Origin of the sequence: Algoriphagus formosus, from assembly GCF_002807035.1 — a bacterium.
In the GTDB taxonomy this organism is placed as follows: domain Bacteria; phylum Bacteroidota; class Bacteroidia; order Cytophagales; family Cyclobacteriaceae; genus Algoriphagus; species Algoriphagus formosus.
Genome location: NZ_NIUC01000001.1, coordinates 299374 through 314990 on the forward strand (window position 1 = coordinate 299374; position 15617 = coordinate 314990).

At 39.4% G+C, this 15617-nt stretch carries 13 protein-coding genes and 1 tRNA gene; 12 read left to right on the forward strand and 2 right to left on the reverse strand.

The genetic code is table 11. The annotated features are described in order from the left end of the window. The first annotated feature begins 71 nt into the window (after positions 1 to 71). From CDH51_RS01415 to bshB1, 8 genes are all read left to right on the forward strand, one after another. On the forward strand, positions 72 to 467 hold the full coding sequence (locus CDH51_RS01415; RefSeq protein ID WP_100626914.1) for an START-like domain-containing protein: 396 nt from the start codon (positions 72 to 74) through the stop codon (positions 465 to 467). 78 nt (positions 468 to 545) lie between these two features. Then, positions 546 to 2318 (forward strand): LptF/LptG family permease, encoded by a 1773-nt coding sequence (locus CDH51_RS01420; RefSeq protein WP_100626915.1) that lies wholly within the window; start codon positions 546 to 548, stop codon positions 2316 to 2318. Positions 2319 to 2389: 71 nt separating this feature from the next. Continuing rightward, on the forward strand, positions 2390 to 2665 hold the full coding sequence (gene rpsO / locus CDH51_RS01425; protein WP_100626916.1) for a 30S ribosomal protein S15: 276 nt from the start codon (positions 2390 to 2392) through the stop codon (positions 2663 to 2665). A 98-nt stretch (positions 2666 to 2763) separates the two neighbouring features. Continuing rightward, the gene (gene pnp / locus CDH51_RS01430; RefSeq protein WP_100626917.1) at positions 2764 to 4911 is read left to right on the forward strand and encodes a polyribonucleotide nucleotidyltransferase; all 2148 of its coding nucleotides are present in this window, start codon (positions 2764 to 2766) and stop codon (positions 4909 to 4911) included. A gap of 55 nt (positions 4912 to 4966) precedes the next feature. Continuing rightward, complete coding sequence (locus CDH51_RS01435; RefSeq protein ID WP_024282485.1) at positions 4967 to 5830, forward strand: sigma-70 family RNA polymerase sigma factor; 864 nt, start codon at positions 4967 to 4969, stop codon at positions 5828 to 5830. Positions 5831 to 5975: 145 nt separating this feature from the next. After that, entirely contained in the window at positions 5976 to 6920 is a 945-nt protein-coding gene (trxB, locus tag CDH51_RS01440; protein WP_100626918.1) for a thioredoxin-disulfide reductase, read from the forward strand. 8 nt (positions 6921 to 6928) lie between these two features. Continuing rightward, on the forward strand, positions 6929 to 7969 hold the full coding sequence (locus CDH51_RS01445) for a peptidoglycan DD-metalloendopeptidase family protein (protein ID WP_100626919.1): 1041 nt from the start codon (positions 6929 to 6931) through the stop codon (positions 7967 to 7969). Positions 7970 to 7973: 4 nt separating this feature from the next. Next, positions 7974 to 8690 (forward strand): bacillithiol biosynthesis deacetylase BshB1, encoded by a 717-nt coding sequence (gene bshB1, locus CDH51_RS01450; RefSeq protein WP_100627774.1) that lies wholly within the window; start codon positions 7974 to 7976, stop codon positions 8688 to 8690. Here bshB1 and pdxH read toward each other — a convergent pair whose 3' ends face one another. Further along, positions 8691 to 9326, reverse strand: coding sequence for a pyridoxamine 5'-phosphate oxidase (gene pdxH, locus CDH51_RS01455; RefSeq protein ID WP_100626920.1), 636 nt, complete (start codon positions 9324 to 9326; stop codon positions 8691 to 8693). A 107-nt stretch (positions 9327 to 9433) separates the two neighbouring features. Here pdxH and CDH51_RS01460 point away from each other — a divergent pair, with 107 nt between their 5' ends. From CDH51_RS01460 to CDH51_RS01470, 3 genes are all read left to right on the forward strand, one after another. Continuing rightward, complete coding sequence (locus tag CDH51_RS01460; RefSeq protein WP_100626921.1) at positions 9434 to 10003, forward strand: YqgE/AlgH family protein; 570 nt, start codon at positions 9434 to 9436, stop codon at positions 10001 to 10003. 48 nt (positions 10004 to 10051) lie between these two features. After that, complete coding sequence (locus tag CDH51_RS01465; RefSeq protein WP_100626922.1) at positions 10052 to 12127, forward strand: DUF349 domain-containing protein; 2076 nt, start codon at positions 10052 to 10054, stop codon at positions 12125 to 12127. 108 nt (positions 12128 to 12235) lie between these two features. After that, positions 12236 to 12308 (forward strand) — tRNA-Thr (locus CDH51_RS01470). A gap of 327 nt (positions 12309 to 12635) precedes the next feature. On the opposite strand, the gene CDH51_RS01475 is transcribed toward CDH51_RS01470, so the two are convergent. Then, positions 12636 to 14570, reverse strand: coding sequence for an ATP-binding protein (locus tag CDH51_RS01475; RefSeq protein WP_198514243.1), 1935 nt, complete (start codon positions 14568 to 14570; stop codon positions 12636 to 12638). A gap of 589 nt (positions 14571 to 15159) precedes the next feature. On the opposite strand from CDH51_RS01475, the gene CDH51_RS01480 reads away from it, so the two are divergent. Next, positions 15160 to 15534: a hypothetical protein gene (locus CDH51_RS01480; protein ID WP_100626924.1), complete on the forward strand. Its 375-nt coding sequence runs from the start codon at positions 15160 to 15162 to the stop codon at positions 15532 to 15534. Positions 15535 to 15617 lie beyond the last annotated feature (83 nt).

The following is a 15617-nucleotide window of genomic DNA, read 5'->3' on the forward strand; positions in this document are numbered from 1 at the left end:
TCTTGCAATGTTAAATGCAAGCTGACGTTCTTTAAAAAAGTAAAAAAAATAGACCTAAAAAGCCTGAAATCATGGTTAAAAATAAATTTGTTGCTGATTATCAAATCAATGCCTCCAAAAAAATTCTTTTCCAATACATCAGCACGGCTAGTGGATTAGAGGAGTGGTTTGCCGATGAGGTAAAGATCAATGAGGACAAGGTTTTTATTTTCGATTTTGATAATGATGAGCATCATGCCAAAATCGCCTCTATCAGAAATAATTCTCATGTAAAATTTGAGTTTTTTGATCCTACCAATCCAGAAGAAAAAGACCATTCATACATCGAGTTTAAGCTTGAGGAAAATGAATTGACTCAAACTTTATTTCTAAAAGTCATTGATTATTCTGATGGCTATGATGACGAAGAGCTCGAGGCAATTTGGGAAGGGCTCGTTGGGAAACTAAAAGAAATTGTTGGTGGTTAATTTGTCGGAATTCACCAATTTTGACACGTAATTAATTTTGCTTTCCTCTAATTCTATGGAATAAGAGTAAGGACAGGCATGAAAAAACTAGATAAACTGATTATAGGGTCTTTTATAGGTCCATTTTTATTGACTTTTGTCGTGGTTGACTTCATTTTGTTGATCGTCAACATGCTGAAGTATTTCGATGAGATTTTTGGGAAAGGACTCAGCTTTTGGATTTATGCTGAGTTGATCGGGTATTTTGTGGTCAGTATTTCTCCTATGGCTTTGCCGCTGGCAGTTTTGCTGTCAAGCTTGATGACCTTTGGCAACCTTGGAGAGCACTTCGAACTCACTGCTATTAAAAGTAGTGGCATTTCCCTTTTGAGAGCCTTGAGACCTATTGCAGTTTTTACTGTTTTCTTGGTTATTCTGGCATTTTTATCCAATAACTTTCTCGTCCCAAAGGTCAACCTTAAAACCTTCAGTCTTCTGTATGATATCAGAATGAAATCTCCGGCTTTAGACATCCGGGAAGGGATTTTTTACGCAGGTATTCCTGGATATAGTATCAAAGTCAATCAAAAAATAGGGGATAACGACCTACGGGATATTATTATTTACAATCATAATGATGCCTTAGGCAATCTTGACGTGACTATCGCCGATTCGGGTAGGATGGAGAAGTTTTTCAATGAAAACTACATGCGCCTGACGCTCTATAATGGTATCAACTATCGGGAAGCGCGGGCCACACGAGGAATCAGTGAAAAACCAGTAGAATTCAGAAGAAGTACCTTCGACGAAAATGTGATTATTTTCGATATGGATGAGTTTCAGCTCAGCCGTACCCCAGAAGATCTTTGGTCTACCAACCGGGCTATCAAAAATATTTCGCAGATCAAAGTAGGCCTGGATTCAATTTATACACTTGTGAATGATCAGCGCTTTCAAAATTATCAAACTGCTTCGGGTATTTATCCATTTTTTACCAGAGAGCGGACTTTGGAGCCTCTTCCAGCTATTGCAGAGCGCAAAGCACAAGATGATACGCTAAGAGCCGAGAAGGCAAGAAGGTTAAGAGCAGAACAGGATTCAATCCTTGAGGCGAAAAACCTGTTGAAGAGAGACAGCACTGAAAAAGTGGTTGAATCTCCTGAAAACAGAATCAAAGTAGGAGGAGGGGACTCAATTCTATCTGTTAAATCAGTGAAGTCAGTTTCGAAAAGTGATTCAATTTTTTCTGCGAAAAAAGCAAATCGAATTAAAAATCAAGAAGTCCTTGATGAGGAAGAGTTGGTTGAAAATCCGCAAGAAGATATTGTAGAAAAGAAAACGGGTAAAGTGGTCCGAACAGAACTACTTACTGAAGAGGAAAAATCCAAAATTGACTCGATCGTATTTAAAAGAGGTTATCGATCTAATTCCCTGACGATGGCACTAAACAATGCACGCAACCTTAAGAATAATTTTAATGTCAAGCGAAGTCAAATCGAAAACTATGAACGGGAGTACCGTCGCTTTCAGATTGCCTGGCATCAAAAATATACACAAGCCTTTGCATGTTTCGTCATGTTCCTGATAGGTGCTCCATTAGGTGCAATTATTAAGAAGGGAGGATTGGGAATGCCAGTTTTGGTCTCAATTATTTTCTTTATCGTCTATTACATGCTGACCATTACCGGGGAAAAATGGGCAAAGGAGGGAGTAACCGATCCGATTATAGGGACTTGGTTTAGCTGCGTCATGCTATTGCCTTTTGGACTTTTCTTTTTGAAGCAAGCAAGAAAAGACGCTAGACTATTCGAGCCAGACTTCTACATTCAATGGTGGAAAGGGGTAAAAGCTAAGTGGATCAGCAAGGATTGATTCCAAAAGGATATTTTATTTTCAAATTAATCCCCTTACCTTTGTGACTGTTTTAATTAATTTAGCTAAACATGTATTTAACATCAGAGAAAAAACAAGAGTTGTTTAAGAATCATGGACGGTTAAAATCTGAAGCTGATACAGGATCACCTGAATCTCAGATTGCCCTCTTCACTCATCGAATCAAGCATTTGACTGAGCATTTGAAAAGCAACAAAAAAGATCACTCATCTAGATTAGGTCTTTTGAAGTTGGTAGGTAAGCGAAGAAGCTTGCTAGACTACCTTTCAAAGAAAGACATCGAGCGATATAGAAGTATTATCGCCGAGCTAGGAATCAGAAAATAATCCTAAGTAAGGTTCTCCACATCGAGAACCTTACTTTTTTCTTTTTTAGCTGGACGCGCTTACTTTTAAGACAAAGAAAAATTCATCAAAAAAAATTTATGTTACCAAATTTAATTACAAAGACTATCACCCTACAGGATGGTCGTGAGATCTCTATTGAGACCGGTGCCCTTGCCAAGCAGGCAGACGGTTCGGTTGTTGTGCGGATGGGAAAGGCAATGCTTCTTGCCACGGTCGTTTCAAAAAAAGAGGCTGGAGAAGGTGTTGATTTTTTACCGATGTCGGTAGATTACCAAGAGAAATTTGCTGCTTCAGGAAAAATACCTGGAGGATTTTTGAAAAGAGAAGGAAGACTATCAGATTACGAAATCTTGATCAGCCGATTGGTTGATAGAGCTATCCGACCCATTTTTCCGGATGATTATCATGCTGATACTCAGATTGCAATCACATTGATGTCCTCAGACGAGGATGTATTGCCAGATGCACTAGCTGGTTTAGCAGCTTCTGCGGCTTTGGCAGTTTCAGATATTCCTTTCAATGGACCAATTTCGGAAGTCAGAGTTGCTAAGATTGATGGCCAATTAGTAATCAATCCTAGTCCTTCTGATCTCGAAAAAGCTACTTTAGAATTTATCGTTGCTGGATCTCTTGACTATATCCTAATGGTAGAGGGAGAAGCTGACGAAATTTCAGAAGATGAAATGGTTGAAGCTCTTCAGTTTGCTCACGAGGAGATTGTTCGTCACTGCCAAGTTCAAGTAGAGCTTACCAAAGCAGTAGGAAAAGAACAAAAGCGTGAGTACAATCACGAGAAAACAGATCCGGCACTTTTTGACAAAATGAAAGCCGAATTATATGATAAGCTTTACGATGTGGTCAGTAAGCAAATTGCTAATAAAACTGAGCGTACAGAATTGGTAAAAGCTATCAAGGATGAGTTTATCGAAAGCTTGGGCGAAGAGCATGAATTTGAAGCAAGTTTGATCGGTCCATATTTCCATAAGATTCACAAGGAAGCCGCCCGTAATTTGACTTTGAATGAAAAGAAGCGTCTTGACGGTAGAAAACTAGATGAAGTAAGACCAATTTGGTCTGTTGTTGATTATTTGCCTTCTGCGCACGGTTCGGCTGTATTTACAAGAGGAGAAACACAATCTGTGACCACTTGTACGCTTGGAACTAAAATGGATGAGCAAATGGTTGACGGAGCTGTGCTTTCCGGATATAATAAGTTTTTCCTTCATTATAATTTCCCGGGATTCTCTACAGGAGAAGTAAAACCAAACAGAGGACCTGGCCGACGTGAAGTAGGTCATGGCAACTTGGCAATGAGAGCTTTGAAGAAGGTACTTCCTTCTGAGAATGAAAATCCATATACAATTCGAATCGTATCTGATATTCTAGAGTCTAATGGTTCATCTTCCATGGCGACAGTTTGTGCAGGATCGTTGGCATTGATGGATGCAGGTATCCAAATCAAAGCTCCGGTTACAGGAATCGCGATGGGGATGATTTCAGATGCTAAGACTGGTAATTATTCCATCTTGAGTGATATTCTTGGAGATGAAGATCATCTAGGAGATATGGACTTCAAGGTCACTGGTACAGAGAAAGGTATCACTGCTTGCCAAATGGATCTTAAAGTAGAAGGCTTGGATTACAGTGTATTGAAAGAAGCTCTTTATCAAGCAAAAGAAGGTCGTCTTCATATTTTGAATGAAATCACCAAGACTCTTGCTGCACCAAAAGCTGATCTTAAGCCACATACTCCACGTTCTTACGTGATGTTTATTCCTAAGGAATTGATCGGTGCTGTTATCGGTCCTGGTGGAAAAGTCATTCAGGAAATCCAAAAGGATACAGCTACCACGATTGTGATTGAAGAGATTGATAATCAGGGTAAAATAAATATTTTCTCTGCGAACCAAGATAACTTGAATCAGGCCTTGGCGAGAATCAAATCTATTGTTGCTCAGCCCGAAATTGGTGAAACATATACTGGCAAGGTGAAGAATATTCAGCCTTTTGGAGCATTCGTGGAATTTATGCCAGGTAAAGATGGTTTACTACATATATCCGAAATCAAGTGGGAGCGTGTAGAAAGCATGGACGGTGTACTTGAGCCAGGAGAAGAAATCATGGTTAAGTTGATTGATATTGACAAGAAGACAGGTAAATTTAAGTTGTCCCGAAAGGCTCTTTTACCAAAACCTGAAAAGCCAAAATCAGATCAGCCTTCATAAACCTGATTTAAAATATTATCATTAACTTCATAAGAATCAACCAATACAATACTGAATGAGGCAGCTGAAGATTAGTAAGCAGATTACCAATCGGGAGAGTCAGTCTCTCGATAAGTACCTTCAAGAGATCGGAAAAGTGGATCTTTTGACTGCAGACGAGGAAGTAGTTCTTGCTAAGCGAATTCGCGAAGGAGATCAATTAGCTTTAGAGAAATTGACCAAGGCAAACCTACGTTTCGTAGTGTCTGTAGCCAAGCAATATCAAAATCAGGGTCTTTCTTTAGGTGACTTGATCAATGAGGGTAATCTTGGTTTGATCAAAGCAGCACAGCGATTTGACGAAACCCGTGGTTTTAAATTCATCTCTTATGCTGTTTGGTGGATTAGACAATCCATTCTTCAGGCCCTTGCCGAGCAATCACGTATTGTTCGTCTTCCTCTAAACCGAGTGGGATCTTTGAATAAAATTTCAAAGACTTTCAGCGAGTTGGAGCAGAAGTTCGAACGTGAACCTTCGCCCGAAGAACTAGCGGAGGTTTTGGAAGTCACAGCTTCCGAAGTAGTCGATACGATGAAAATTTCCGGGCGTCACGTATCCATGGATGCTCCATTCGTTCAAGGTGAAGAAAATAGCCTTTTGGATGTATTAGAGAATGATGGTGATGAAAAGCCGGATGATGGCTTGATGACTGATTCCCTTCGAAAAGAAGTACAGCGAGCACTTTCTACGCTTACACAGCGTGAAGCGGACGTGATCACCTTGTATTTCGGTTTGAATGGTCAGCATGCCATGACTCTTGAAGAGATAGGAGAGAAGTTTAATCTTACTCGTGAGCGGGTAAGACAGATTAAGGAGAAAGCGATCCGAAGACTCAGACATACCTCGAGAAGTAAGACGCTCAAACCATACTTAGGCTAACATAAAAAGGGGTTTCGGCCCCTTTCTTTTTTGCCTTTTTCCAATTTTCTTAAATGATTTGGGTCACATTTGGGAACTTTAACATGTTCTATATTTGTGACACAAACAGATTTACAAAAATTTGCCTTATTTAATTTCAAATTAGATGAATCAAGAAATAGAAAAAGTTAAAGTATTGATCGTAGGATCAGGGCCTGCTGGATACACAGCAGCTATTTATGCTGCGCGAGCAGGTTTGAACCCTATTCTTTATACAGGTGGCCAACCTGGTGGACAATTGACCATTACTACAGATGTAGAGAATTACCCCGGCTATCCAGATGGAATCATGGGGCCTGAAATGATGGAAGATTTTCGAAAGCAAGCTGAGCGCTTTGGAACCAAAGTTCGCTATGGTCTTGTGACAGCTGTAGATTTCTCCCAAAAACCGCATTTGGTTACGGTAGATGATCAAATCCAGCTACAAGCAGACACAGTGATCATTTCTACAGGAGCCTCTGCTAAATGGCTCGGTCTTGACAGTGAGACTCGATTGAATGGTAAGGGTGTCTCAGCCTGTGCCGTTTGTGATGGATTTTTCTTCCGAGGTCAGAATGTAGCAATCGTTGGGGCAGGGGATACAGCCTGCGAAGAAGCTTCCTATTTGGCAAATATCACCAATAAGGTTTACATGCTGGTTAGAAGAGACGAAATGCGTGCTTCTCAAATTATGCAAAAGCGTGTCTTGAATAATCCTAAAATTGAGGTTCTCTGGAATACCGAAACGGATGAGATCTTAGGAGAGGATGAGGTGACTGGCGTGCGTGTTTTAAATAATATAACAGGAGAAAAACGGGAATTGAAAATTTCTGGCTTCTTTGTTGCTATTGGTCATCAGCCAAACACAGAAGTATTCAAAGATTTCATCCACATGGATGAAGCAGGCTATATCAAAACCATTCCAGGGACGACAAAAACAAACGTGGAAGGGGTATTTGCCTGTGGAGATGCCCAAGACAATGTGTACCGACAAGCTGTCACAGCAGCTGGTACAGGATGTATGGCTGCTTTGGATGCTGAACGCTATCTGGCAGAGTCAGAAACCCATTAATTAAATGCATGAAGTATCTTCGGTTGATACTGATTCTAGGAACTTTACTGAGCATTGGAATAGAACATTCCAATGCTCAAATTTTTCCTAAGATCATAAAAAAAGATAAATCAGAAACCCAATTTGAAGCAAAGGAGCGTCCTAATATCGAATTGAGAGGATTTGACCAAGAGTCATATTTACGAACCCTCTCATCGATCACAGACTCTATCCTTTTTCAAAATAATGTCAATTTGGGAAAGGTTAGATCTATTGTTTCCGAAGATCAGGATTATATGATTTGGGCTCCCACCAACCGATTGGCAAAGGTGTCAGAGCAAATTTTGATTGATAGTATTTGGGTAACTGCCTATGAATACTATTCTTCCTGGGACTCCAAGAAAATTGATATTTACAATTTCGATGTTGACCAATTTCAGGACACTGTAAAAGTAAGGCTCTACGATACATTTTTTGGCTACGATTGGAAGCTACCTCTTGATGAAACTCCTGTCACTTCTCGATTTGGTTATAGATGGAGAAGATGGCACTATGGCACTGATTTGGATTTGATTACCGGCGATCCGGTTTATGCAGCCTTTGATGGAATAGTGCGAATAAGGTCTTACGACCGCTATGGCTATGGGTATTACGTAGTAGTCAGACACAAAAATGGGTTAGAGACAGTCTACGGTCACCTCTCCAAAATTCTAGTCGATGTAGGACAGGAAGTCAAAGCAGGGGATATTATTGCTAAAGGTGGAAATACTGGTAGAAGTACAGGTTCACACCTTCACTATGAGCTTCGCTATCGGGGCCTTGCCTTTGATCCAGAAATCGTTTATGACTTCAGCGCACCAAAAATCTTGAGTCAGGAACTTTTTATATCCCCAGCCACTTTTTCTCACATTGCCAAAGCCCGACAGCGTGTCTATCACCGTGTCAGGAGTGGCGAAAACCTAGGAGTCATAGCCAGGCGATACGGCGTTTCAGTAAGCAGTATTGCTAGAATGAATGGGATATCGACACGGAGTATTTTGCGAATAGGACAAAACTTGAGAATTAGATAAAATGTTGAAGCTGGATATATTAGTGATTGCTGCGCATCCTGATGATGCAGAATTGGGTTGTTCAGGAACTATTGCCGCTCATGTGGCAAAAGGTCATAAAGTCGGTATCATTGATCTCACCAAGGGTGAAATGGGTACTAGAGGCACGCCTGAACTTCGGTTGGAAGAGGCCGAAAAAGCTTCAAAAATTTTAGGATTAGCTGCCCGAGAAAATATGGGCTTCAAGGATGTGTACTTTCAGGATGATACTGCCCACCAGCTCGAGTTGGTCAAAGTAATTCGGAAATATCAGCCAGACATCGTATTGGCAAATGCTTTTACAGACAGACACCCTGACCATGGTAAAGGCTCCTCTTTAGCCACAAATGCTTGTTTTATGAGTGGCTTGCGTAAAATTGAAACAGAAGTAGATGGACAAAAGCAAAAAGCTTGGAGGCCGAAATTTGTCTACCACTTTATTCAAAACAATTACATCGAGCCAGATTTTGTAGTAGATATCACAGAATATTGGGATACCAAAGTAGCCAGTATTTTGGCTTACCAGTCTCAATTTTATGATCCAAACAGTAAAGAGCCTGAGAGCTTTATTTCTGATCCTGAATTTTTACCATTTATAGAGGCACGCTCTAGGGAAATGGGGCATAAAATTATGGCCAAGTACGGAGAGGGATTCACTGTAGAGCGAATGATTGGGGTAAATGACCTTTTTGATTTGAAATAATCAAGGAGCAAGTCTGCTAATAGTCCAAGCGCCAGCTTCATTTTTTTCATACAAAATACGATCATGAAGCCGACTAGGTCTTCCCTGCCAGAATTCAATCTTGTGAGGCAGTACCCGGTATCCACCCCAGTGCGGCGGGCGAACTAATTTCTCTTCCTCAAATCGTAGCTGCATTTCTTTTAATCGCTCTTCTAGCACTTCTCGAGAATTGATTTTATGGCTTTGTGGAGAGGCCCAAGCGCCAATTTGAGAACCTCTAGGACGACTTAGGAAATACTCATCGGATTGACTTTCACTGATTTTTTCTACGGTTCCCATGACTCTGACTTGTCTTTCTAGCTCAGGCCAAAAGAAGGTCAAAGAAGCTTTTGGGTGATTTTCTAATTCTTGACCTTTCTCGCTTTGGTAATTACTGAAAAAGACAAAACCGTAGTCCAATTCTTTTAAAAGAACTACCCGTCCATTTGGATAGCCATCTGCATGCAGGGTGGAGAGAGTCATCGCATTGACTTCCAGTACTTCAGCACTGATCGCCTCTCGTAGCCATTGGTGAAATTGCTCAAATGGGCTATCATTTACATCGCTGATATCCAGTGATTTGAGTGTGTAGTCTTTACGAATTGATGAAATATCCATGCTTGATTAATCTCCTATTAAAATTATCAATAAAAGTACGATCGCTATTGCATTTATAAAATTTCGACCTATATTTTTCCTTTCATTAATCTGAAAAAATCAATGGAATGAAAAACCAAAGTACTCAAAATCCGCAAGCCGGAGATCTTTTGATTTCTGAGCCCTTTTTGCAGGATGAGAATTTTTCTAGATCTGTAGTACTTCTTTGTGAGCATAATGAAGAAGGAAGTTTTGGGTTGGTGCTGAACAAACCTTCCATACTAAGGCTCAATGAAATCGTAGATGGAATGGATTTTTTGGACGCTGAGGTGTATGTAGGTGGGCCTGTGGAGCAGAATACCCTACACTTTGTCTATGTAGGAGAGAAGAAGATAGAAGGAAGCATTAAAATCGGGGAACAGCTTTGGTGGGGAGGTGATTTTCAGGAATTAATAGAGGCATTACGTCTTGGTTTAATTCAAGTCGAAACCATTCGGTTCTTTTTAGGTTATTCCGGTTGGGCTCCCGATCAATTGCAGGAAGAGTTAAGTGAAAATGTCTGGATTATCTGTCAATCCGAAATTAATCCTGACACCCTTGCCAATACTCCTGAGGAGCTTTGGAGAAGTCTTTTGAAAAATATGGGAGGCGAATTCAAGGTTATTGCAAATTATCCACCGGACCCAAGATTAAATTAGCCAAAATCCATACATTTGCCCATATAGTATTGAAATAGTAACGATTTTATGACTGATCATAGCAAGGATTCGTCCGAAAAGGACAAGGTGACTCAAGCTGGAGAAACTACACCAGCAAAGGGTAAAAATGAAGAAATTGAAAATGTTGCTGAAGCTTCTGAAGAGGTCAAGCCTGCGGAAGATTTGACTCCTGAAAAAGTAGAGGACGAAGTTTCCAATACGGTGGAAGAGGTTGCTGAGGAAACATCTATTCAAGATGCTTCCTCAAGCGGATCTCAGGATGCAGAGGCAACCGCTGAATCTGTAGAAGAGAATCAGGAAGAAAAGTTAGAAACTGAGGTTGATTCTAAAGACGATACTGAAAGTGCTGCTTCAGATGATGAATCTGAGGAAGATTCTGAAGAGGAGGAGCATGAAGAAGAGATCGATCTAGAGGGACTCAGCAAAGCAGCTTTGATCAAGTTACTCAGGGAGAAAACGGCCGATGCGCCGAATCCTTCCAAAATTGAAAAACTGGTCACCAATATCAAATCCGCTTTTGATGAATATACATCTAAAGAGCGTGAGGAAGCGTTTGAAAAATTCAAAAGCGATGGCGGTGCGGAAGATGACTTTGACTTTAGACCTTCTGATGAAGAGAAAGAATTCAATCGGGTATTTTTTGAGTTTAGAGCAAAAGTAAACTCTATACGAAAAGAAGCAGAGCGACAAAAGGAGAAAAATCTAGAATCTAAAAATCAAATTCTGGATAGACTTCGGGAGCTAGTGGATGGTGAGGAGACGACTTTAAGCATCAACGCTATCAAAGCTATTCAAGAGGAATGGAAGTCTATTGGTCCAGTTCCTTCCTCGCAAAATAGAAGCCTTTGGGCAAGCTATAATGCGTTGATGGATCGATTCTATGATAATCGAAGCATTTATTTTGAGCTAAAGGAATTAGATCGTAAGAAGAATTTAGAGGCAAAGCTTGAGCTTTGTGACAAGGCAGAAGCCTTGAAAGATCATGCAAACCTTCAGGAGGCTATTAAGGAGTTGAATGAATTGCATGAGGAGTTTAAGCATATTGGGCCTGTGCCAAGAGAGGAACAAGAGCCTCTTTGGCAGCGATTCAAGGCGGCTTCTGATGCGGTCTACGACAGACGAAAGGCCTTCTACGAAAGCCAGAAGGAAGTATTCAAAAAGAATCAGGAAGAAAAAGAACAATTAGTAGAAAAGCTAAAGGACTTTTTGGATTTCAAGGCTGATCGAATCAAGGAGTGGAATGCGAAAACCAAAGAAATCCTAGAAATCCAAAAGCAATGGGAGAAAATAGGGCAGGTGCCTCGCGAAGCTGCTCGTGAAATCAATCGTGCTTTCTGGGGATCCTTTAAGCAGTTCTTTAGCCATAAAAATCAATTCTTTAAAGAACTGGATGAAGTGCGCGCTACCAATGCGGCTAAGGCTGAGGAATTGATTCAAAAAGCAGATGCCATAAAAGAGTCTACAGATTGGCAGGCTACGGCAAACGAAATGATCAAGCTTCAGCAGGACTGGAAGAAGCTCGGACCGATGCCTGAGAAGAACAGAGACGGCCTGTACAAGCGTTTTAAAAGTGCTTGTGACTTCTTCTTTGATCAACGTCGAAATGCCAACAAACAAGCTAATTCCGAATACGAGGAAAACCTCAAAAAGAAAAAGGAAATCTGTGCTAAAATTTTGGAGGCAGCTAAGTCCAATCCAACTGAGGAGCAAATCACTGAATTTGTAAAAGAATTCAATGACTTGGGCTTTGTTCCACGAAAGAACATGAAGGAAATTCAGGCTGAGTTTAAAGCTGCTGTAGATAGCTATCTAGAGCATATGGAGCAGGACTTTGATCGTGATGATTTCTTGTTCCGATTAAACTTGAACAGAATTCAGGGAGATCCGAATGCCAACAAGACCTTCAACAAGAAAGAGCACGGTATCAGAAAGCAAATTTCAGATCTAGAGAATAATATTACACTCTGGAAAAATAACCTGGAATTCTTCGCTGCATCGAAAACCGCTGATAAATTGAAGAATCAATTTGATGCTAAAATCCAAAAAGCAGAAGAAGAGATTGAGAAACTAAAGAAGAAGCTTTCAATACTTAGAGAATTTTAAAATTTTTTCTCCTCAGTATTAGCGAGATAGCAAAAGGCAAAAAAAAATCCTTCTGCTGTACTTGGAGCGAAAAACTTGAAAGTATATATTTGCACCACCTTAAAGAAAGCCTCTTTAGCTCAGCTGGTAGAGCAACTGACTTGTAATCAGTAGGTCGCTGGTTCGATCCCGGCAAGGGGCTCAAAAAAAACCACTCAGAGATGAGTGGTTTTTTTGTTTTAAGCTTTTAGAAAAGATTTTCATGGCTCTCCTGAGATTAGAATAAGCTTAGATTGAATAAATAATCTTTTCAGGGGTATTTAGCGAAGATATTTTTTGGAATTGCTTATTGACAAGCTAAAGCCTTACAGAGTACCCAAATCCCTGGTTATTCAGCCTTTCTATTAACTTAATGTTCATTGGAAAAAAGCTATTGAAATCACCGTTTAAAAATGAGTGATACCTCACAACGGCCAAGGGTGAAACCCATAGATTGTCATTTTAAAATATCAGTTGAAGGATCCAAAACCTACCCAAGAACAATCGTAAAGGTTGAGCCTTTTTTCTCTTCGCTTTCTACTTCTAATCGAGCACCCATGCTCTCGGCAAATTCCTTACAGAGTAATAATCCAATGCCTGAACCCTTTTCTCCTGCTGTTCCTATGGAGGGGCCCATACCTTTGTGAAAAAGAGACTCGAGTTTCTTCTGACTCATTCCTATTCCGTTATCCGAAATATGGATTTTCCCTTTTCCAATAGACTCAAAGGAAACTTCAATTTGACCATCGGGATTGGTGAATTTCAAAGAGTTCGAGACTAGATTTCGAATAATGAAATTAAGCCGATTGCTATCAGTTTGAATGGTTTGGTCTTCAGGAATCCTGTTTATAATAGTAATGTTTTTACCTTCTGCTGTTGGAATAGCAAATTGAATGGATTCATCTACCAACTTCTTCAAGTTTGTCTCAGCTAGTTGAATATTGTTAAACTCCATCTGCGTTTGAGCCCATTGGAGAAGGTTCTTCAGTAGTTCTTGAACAGTTTTTGTCTGTTTTGCGATTCTAGGCACTAGGCTGGCTAAATCTTCATTGGTTAAGATCTTTTGATCCCAATACTCCAAAAGAACCTGAAGAGAGGAGAGGGGGGCTTTTACATCGTGAGACACTACAGACAACAACTTCTCCCGAATAGAATTTGCCTCTTTGAGTTCAGAATTCGCATTGCTGAGAAGCACTGACTGTTTTTCCACCTGATCATTCTTTTCAGTCAATTGGGCTAAGGTTATGTCTATCTTTTTCTTGGCCTGTGCTAATTCATGATTTTTCTTCCTCTGGTAGACTCCCAGACCAATCATACCAACCAAAATGATCACAGCACCAATCAGAAGTTCATTCTTCCGCTGCAGGTTTAAATCTAAAAACCGTTGTTCCTCCAGGAGTCTTTGATTTTCCAATTCCTTTTTCTCAGACTCATATTGGATCAGTAAATCATCCTGTATTTTTTGCTTGCTTTCATTGAATAGGAGTGCATCAGCTTCCAATTTTTGCTTTGCAATTTCAAATGCATTTCGATAATCTCCTTTCTCCTGATACGCATCAATTAGATAATTTGCAGTATTTGAGATCATGTAATTTGATCCCATTCCTTTTGCAAGCTCAAAGGCACTTTTGGCATAATTTAATGCCTGATTTTTATCTCCTACCTCTAGATTGAATTGAGAAAGTTGCGTTAGTACTGAAATTTGAAGCTCTGTATCATTGATTCCTTCGGATACCTTCAAACTCCTTTTTAGATAATTCTCAGCAAGCATATATTGCTTTTCACCTTGAGCTAACTCTGAAAGCTGATTCAGTGTATGGATAAGTCCACTTGCGTCATTTAAGCTGGTTTTGATTTCTAAAGATTCGGATAGGTACGCTTTTGCGGAGTCCAAATCTTCTTTTGCATTGGTGGATATCCATTTATCTCTATAGTAACTTCCAAGGTTATTGTATAGCAGACTCAATCCTCTCTGACTATTGGCCATTTTTGCATAAGCCAAAGCCTTTTTATACCGCTCTGCCGCTTCAAAACTCTTTCCGGTTCGATAGAGAATATTGCCAATGTTAAGATGAGATTCAACAAGTCCAAGGGTATCTTGTATGTTTTCTCTGATTCTCAATGCATCCAGATTTAACTTCATTGAGGTTTCAAAATCAGATTTAATCAGATAAGCTACAGCTTTAATATTGATGGCATTTCCTTGCATTTTGGGCAAATCAGCCAACTCTCCAAAATAAATGGATGAATCTGCATACGAAATAGCTAAATCCTGATCCGCACCGTAGTAGTGTCTAGCTAAGGAATAATAAAGCGAGGCTTTGGTGGCTGGATTTTCTGTTTTTTGAAGTTCCAAAGTCAAGCTGTCACTTACAGGGTCAGCGGAATTGAAAATCAATAAGAGAAATAATACTAATTTGGGCATTGAATAATATATAAATCTGATATTCGATATATGTCTGCTCAAGCTAAACATCATACTCTGAGCAGAGGACAGCTAATTTTTTAGCTCTTAAAGATAAATAAACGATATTTTAATTATAAGTCTTATTACTAATTTTTTTGAATTTAGTTTAATGCAAAAAACTGTATGTATAAGGAATATATCATTGTTTTAAATATATTTTACACATTAGAAATAATCATAAATATCTGAAATTCAGGATTTAATCCGTTTTGTTATTGGTAAGCAAAACATATTAAAAAATACAATACTTTACATAAATGGTTTTAATTAGAATGAGAAATAGTATTGAGACCGTAACACTAAAATGAGCTCACTGTCTTCATTTGAAATGTTATTATTTAGAGAATTAATTTATTATAACCATTGCAGATCCTTTCAAAGGAAGTTAATCCATAATTAAAGTAAGAAATTCATTTTATATTTTTATTACTATTTAAAGAGTTAATTTACCTATTCAGGTTATAAATTTTATAAATTAATTTTAATCAAGGTGTTTTTTCAATCATTTAGATTGTTTAAATTCTGAAAAATTTAACCCTTTACATCAATGAAAAAATTATCCTCCTTATTGCTAGTCCTGCTTGTGGCTATGGGCTCACTGGTCACCTTTTCCAGTTTTACTGCCTCTCCTGAGTATTTCGAAGGTAAGTGGGCCGTGACGGTTTACGATACCCCAGAAGGTACAGCAACTATTCCTATGCGATTTGAAACTGTTGACGGCAAGACCATGGGCTATTTCGTAGAAGATGCTTCCGGTACAGAAAAGGAAATGTCCTCAGTCAGTATCACAGATGGTGTTCTAACAGCTTATTTCAATATCACAGGTTATGACGTTTACTTGAGTCTGAAAAAAGTGGATGATGAAAATGCTTCAGGATCGCTGATGGACATGTTTGTGACTGAGGCAAAGAAGGTGAAGTAAGTAGGAAGCTGGAAGAAGGAAGACGGTAGCTGGAAGTGGGAAGTTTAAAGTTTTTCTTTGTGCCCTCCGAGGTAATAAAAACC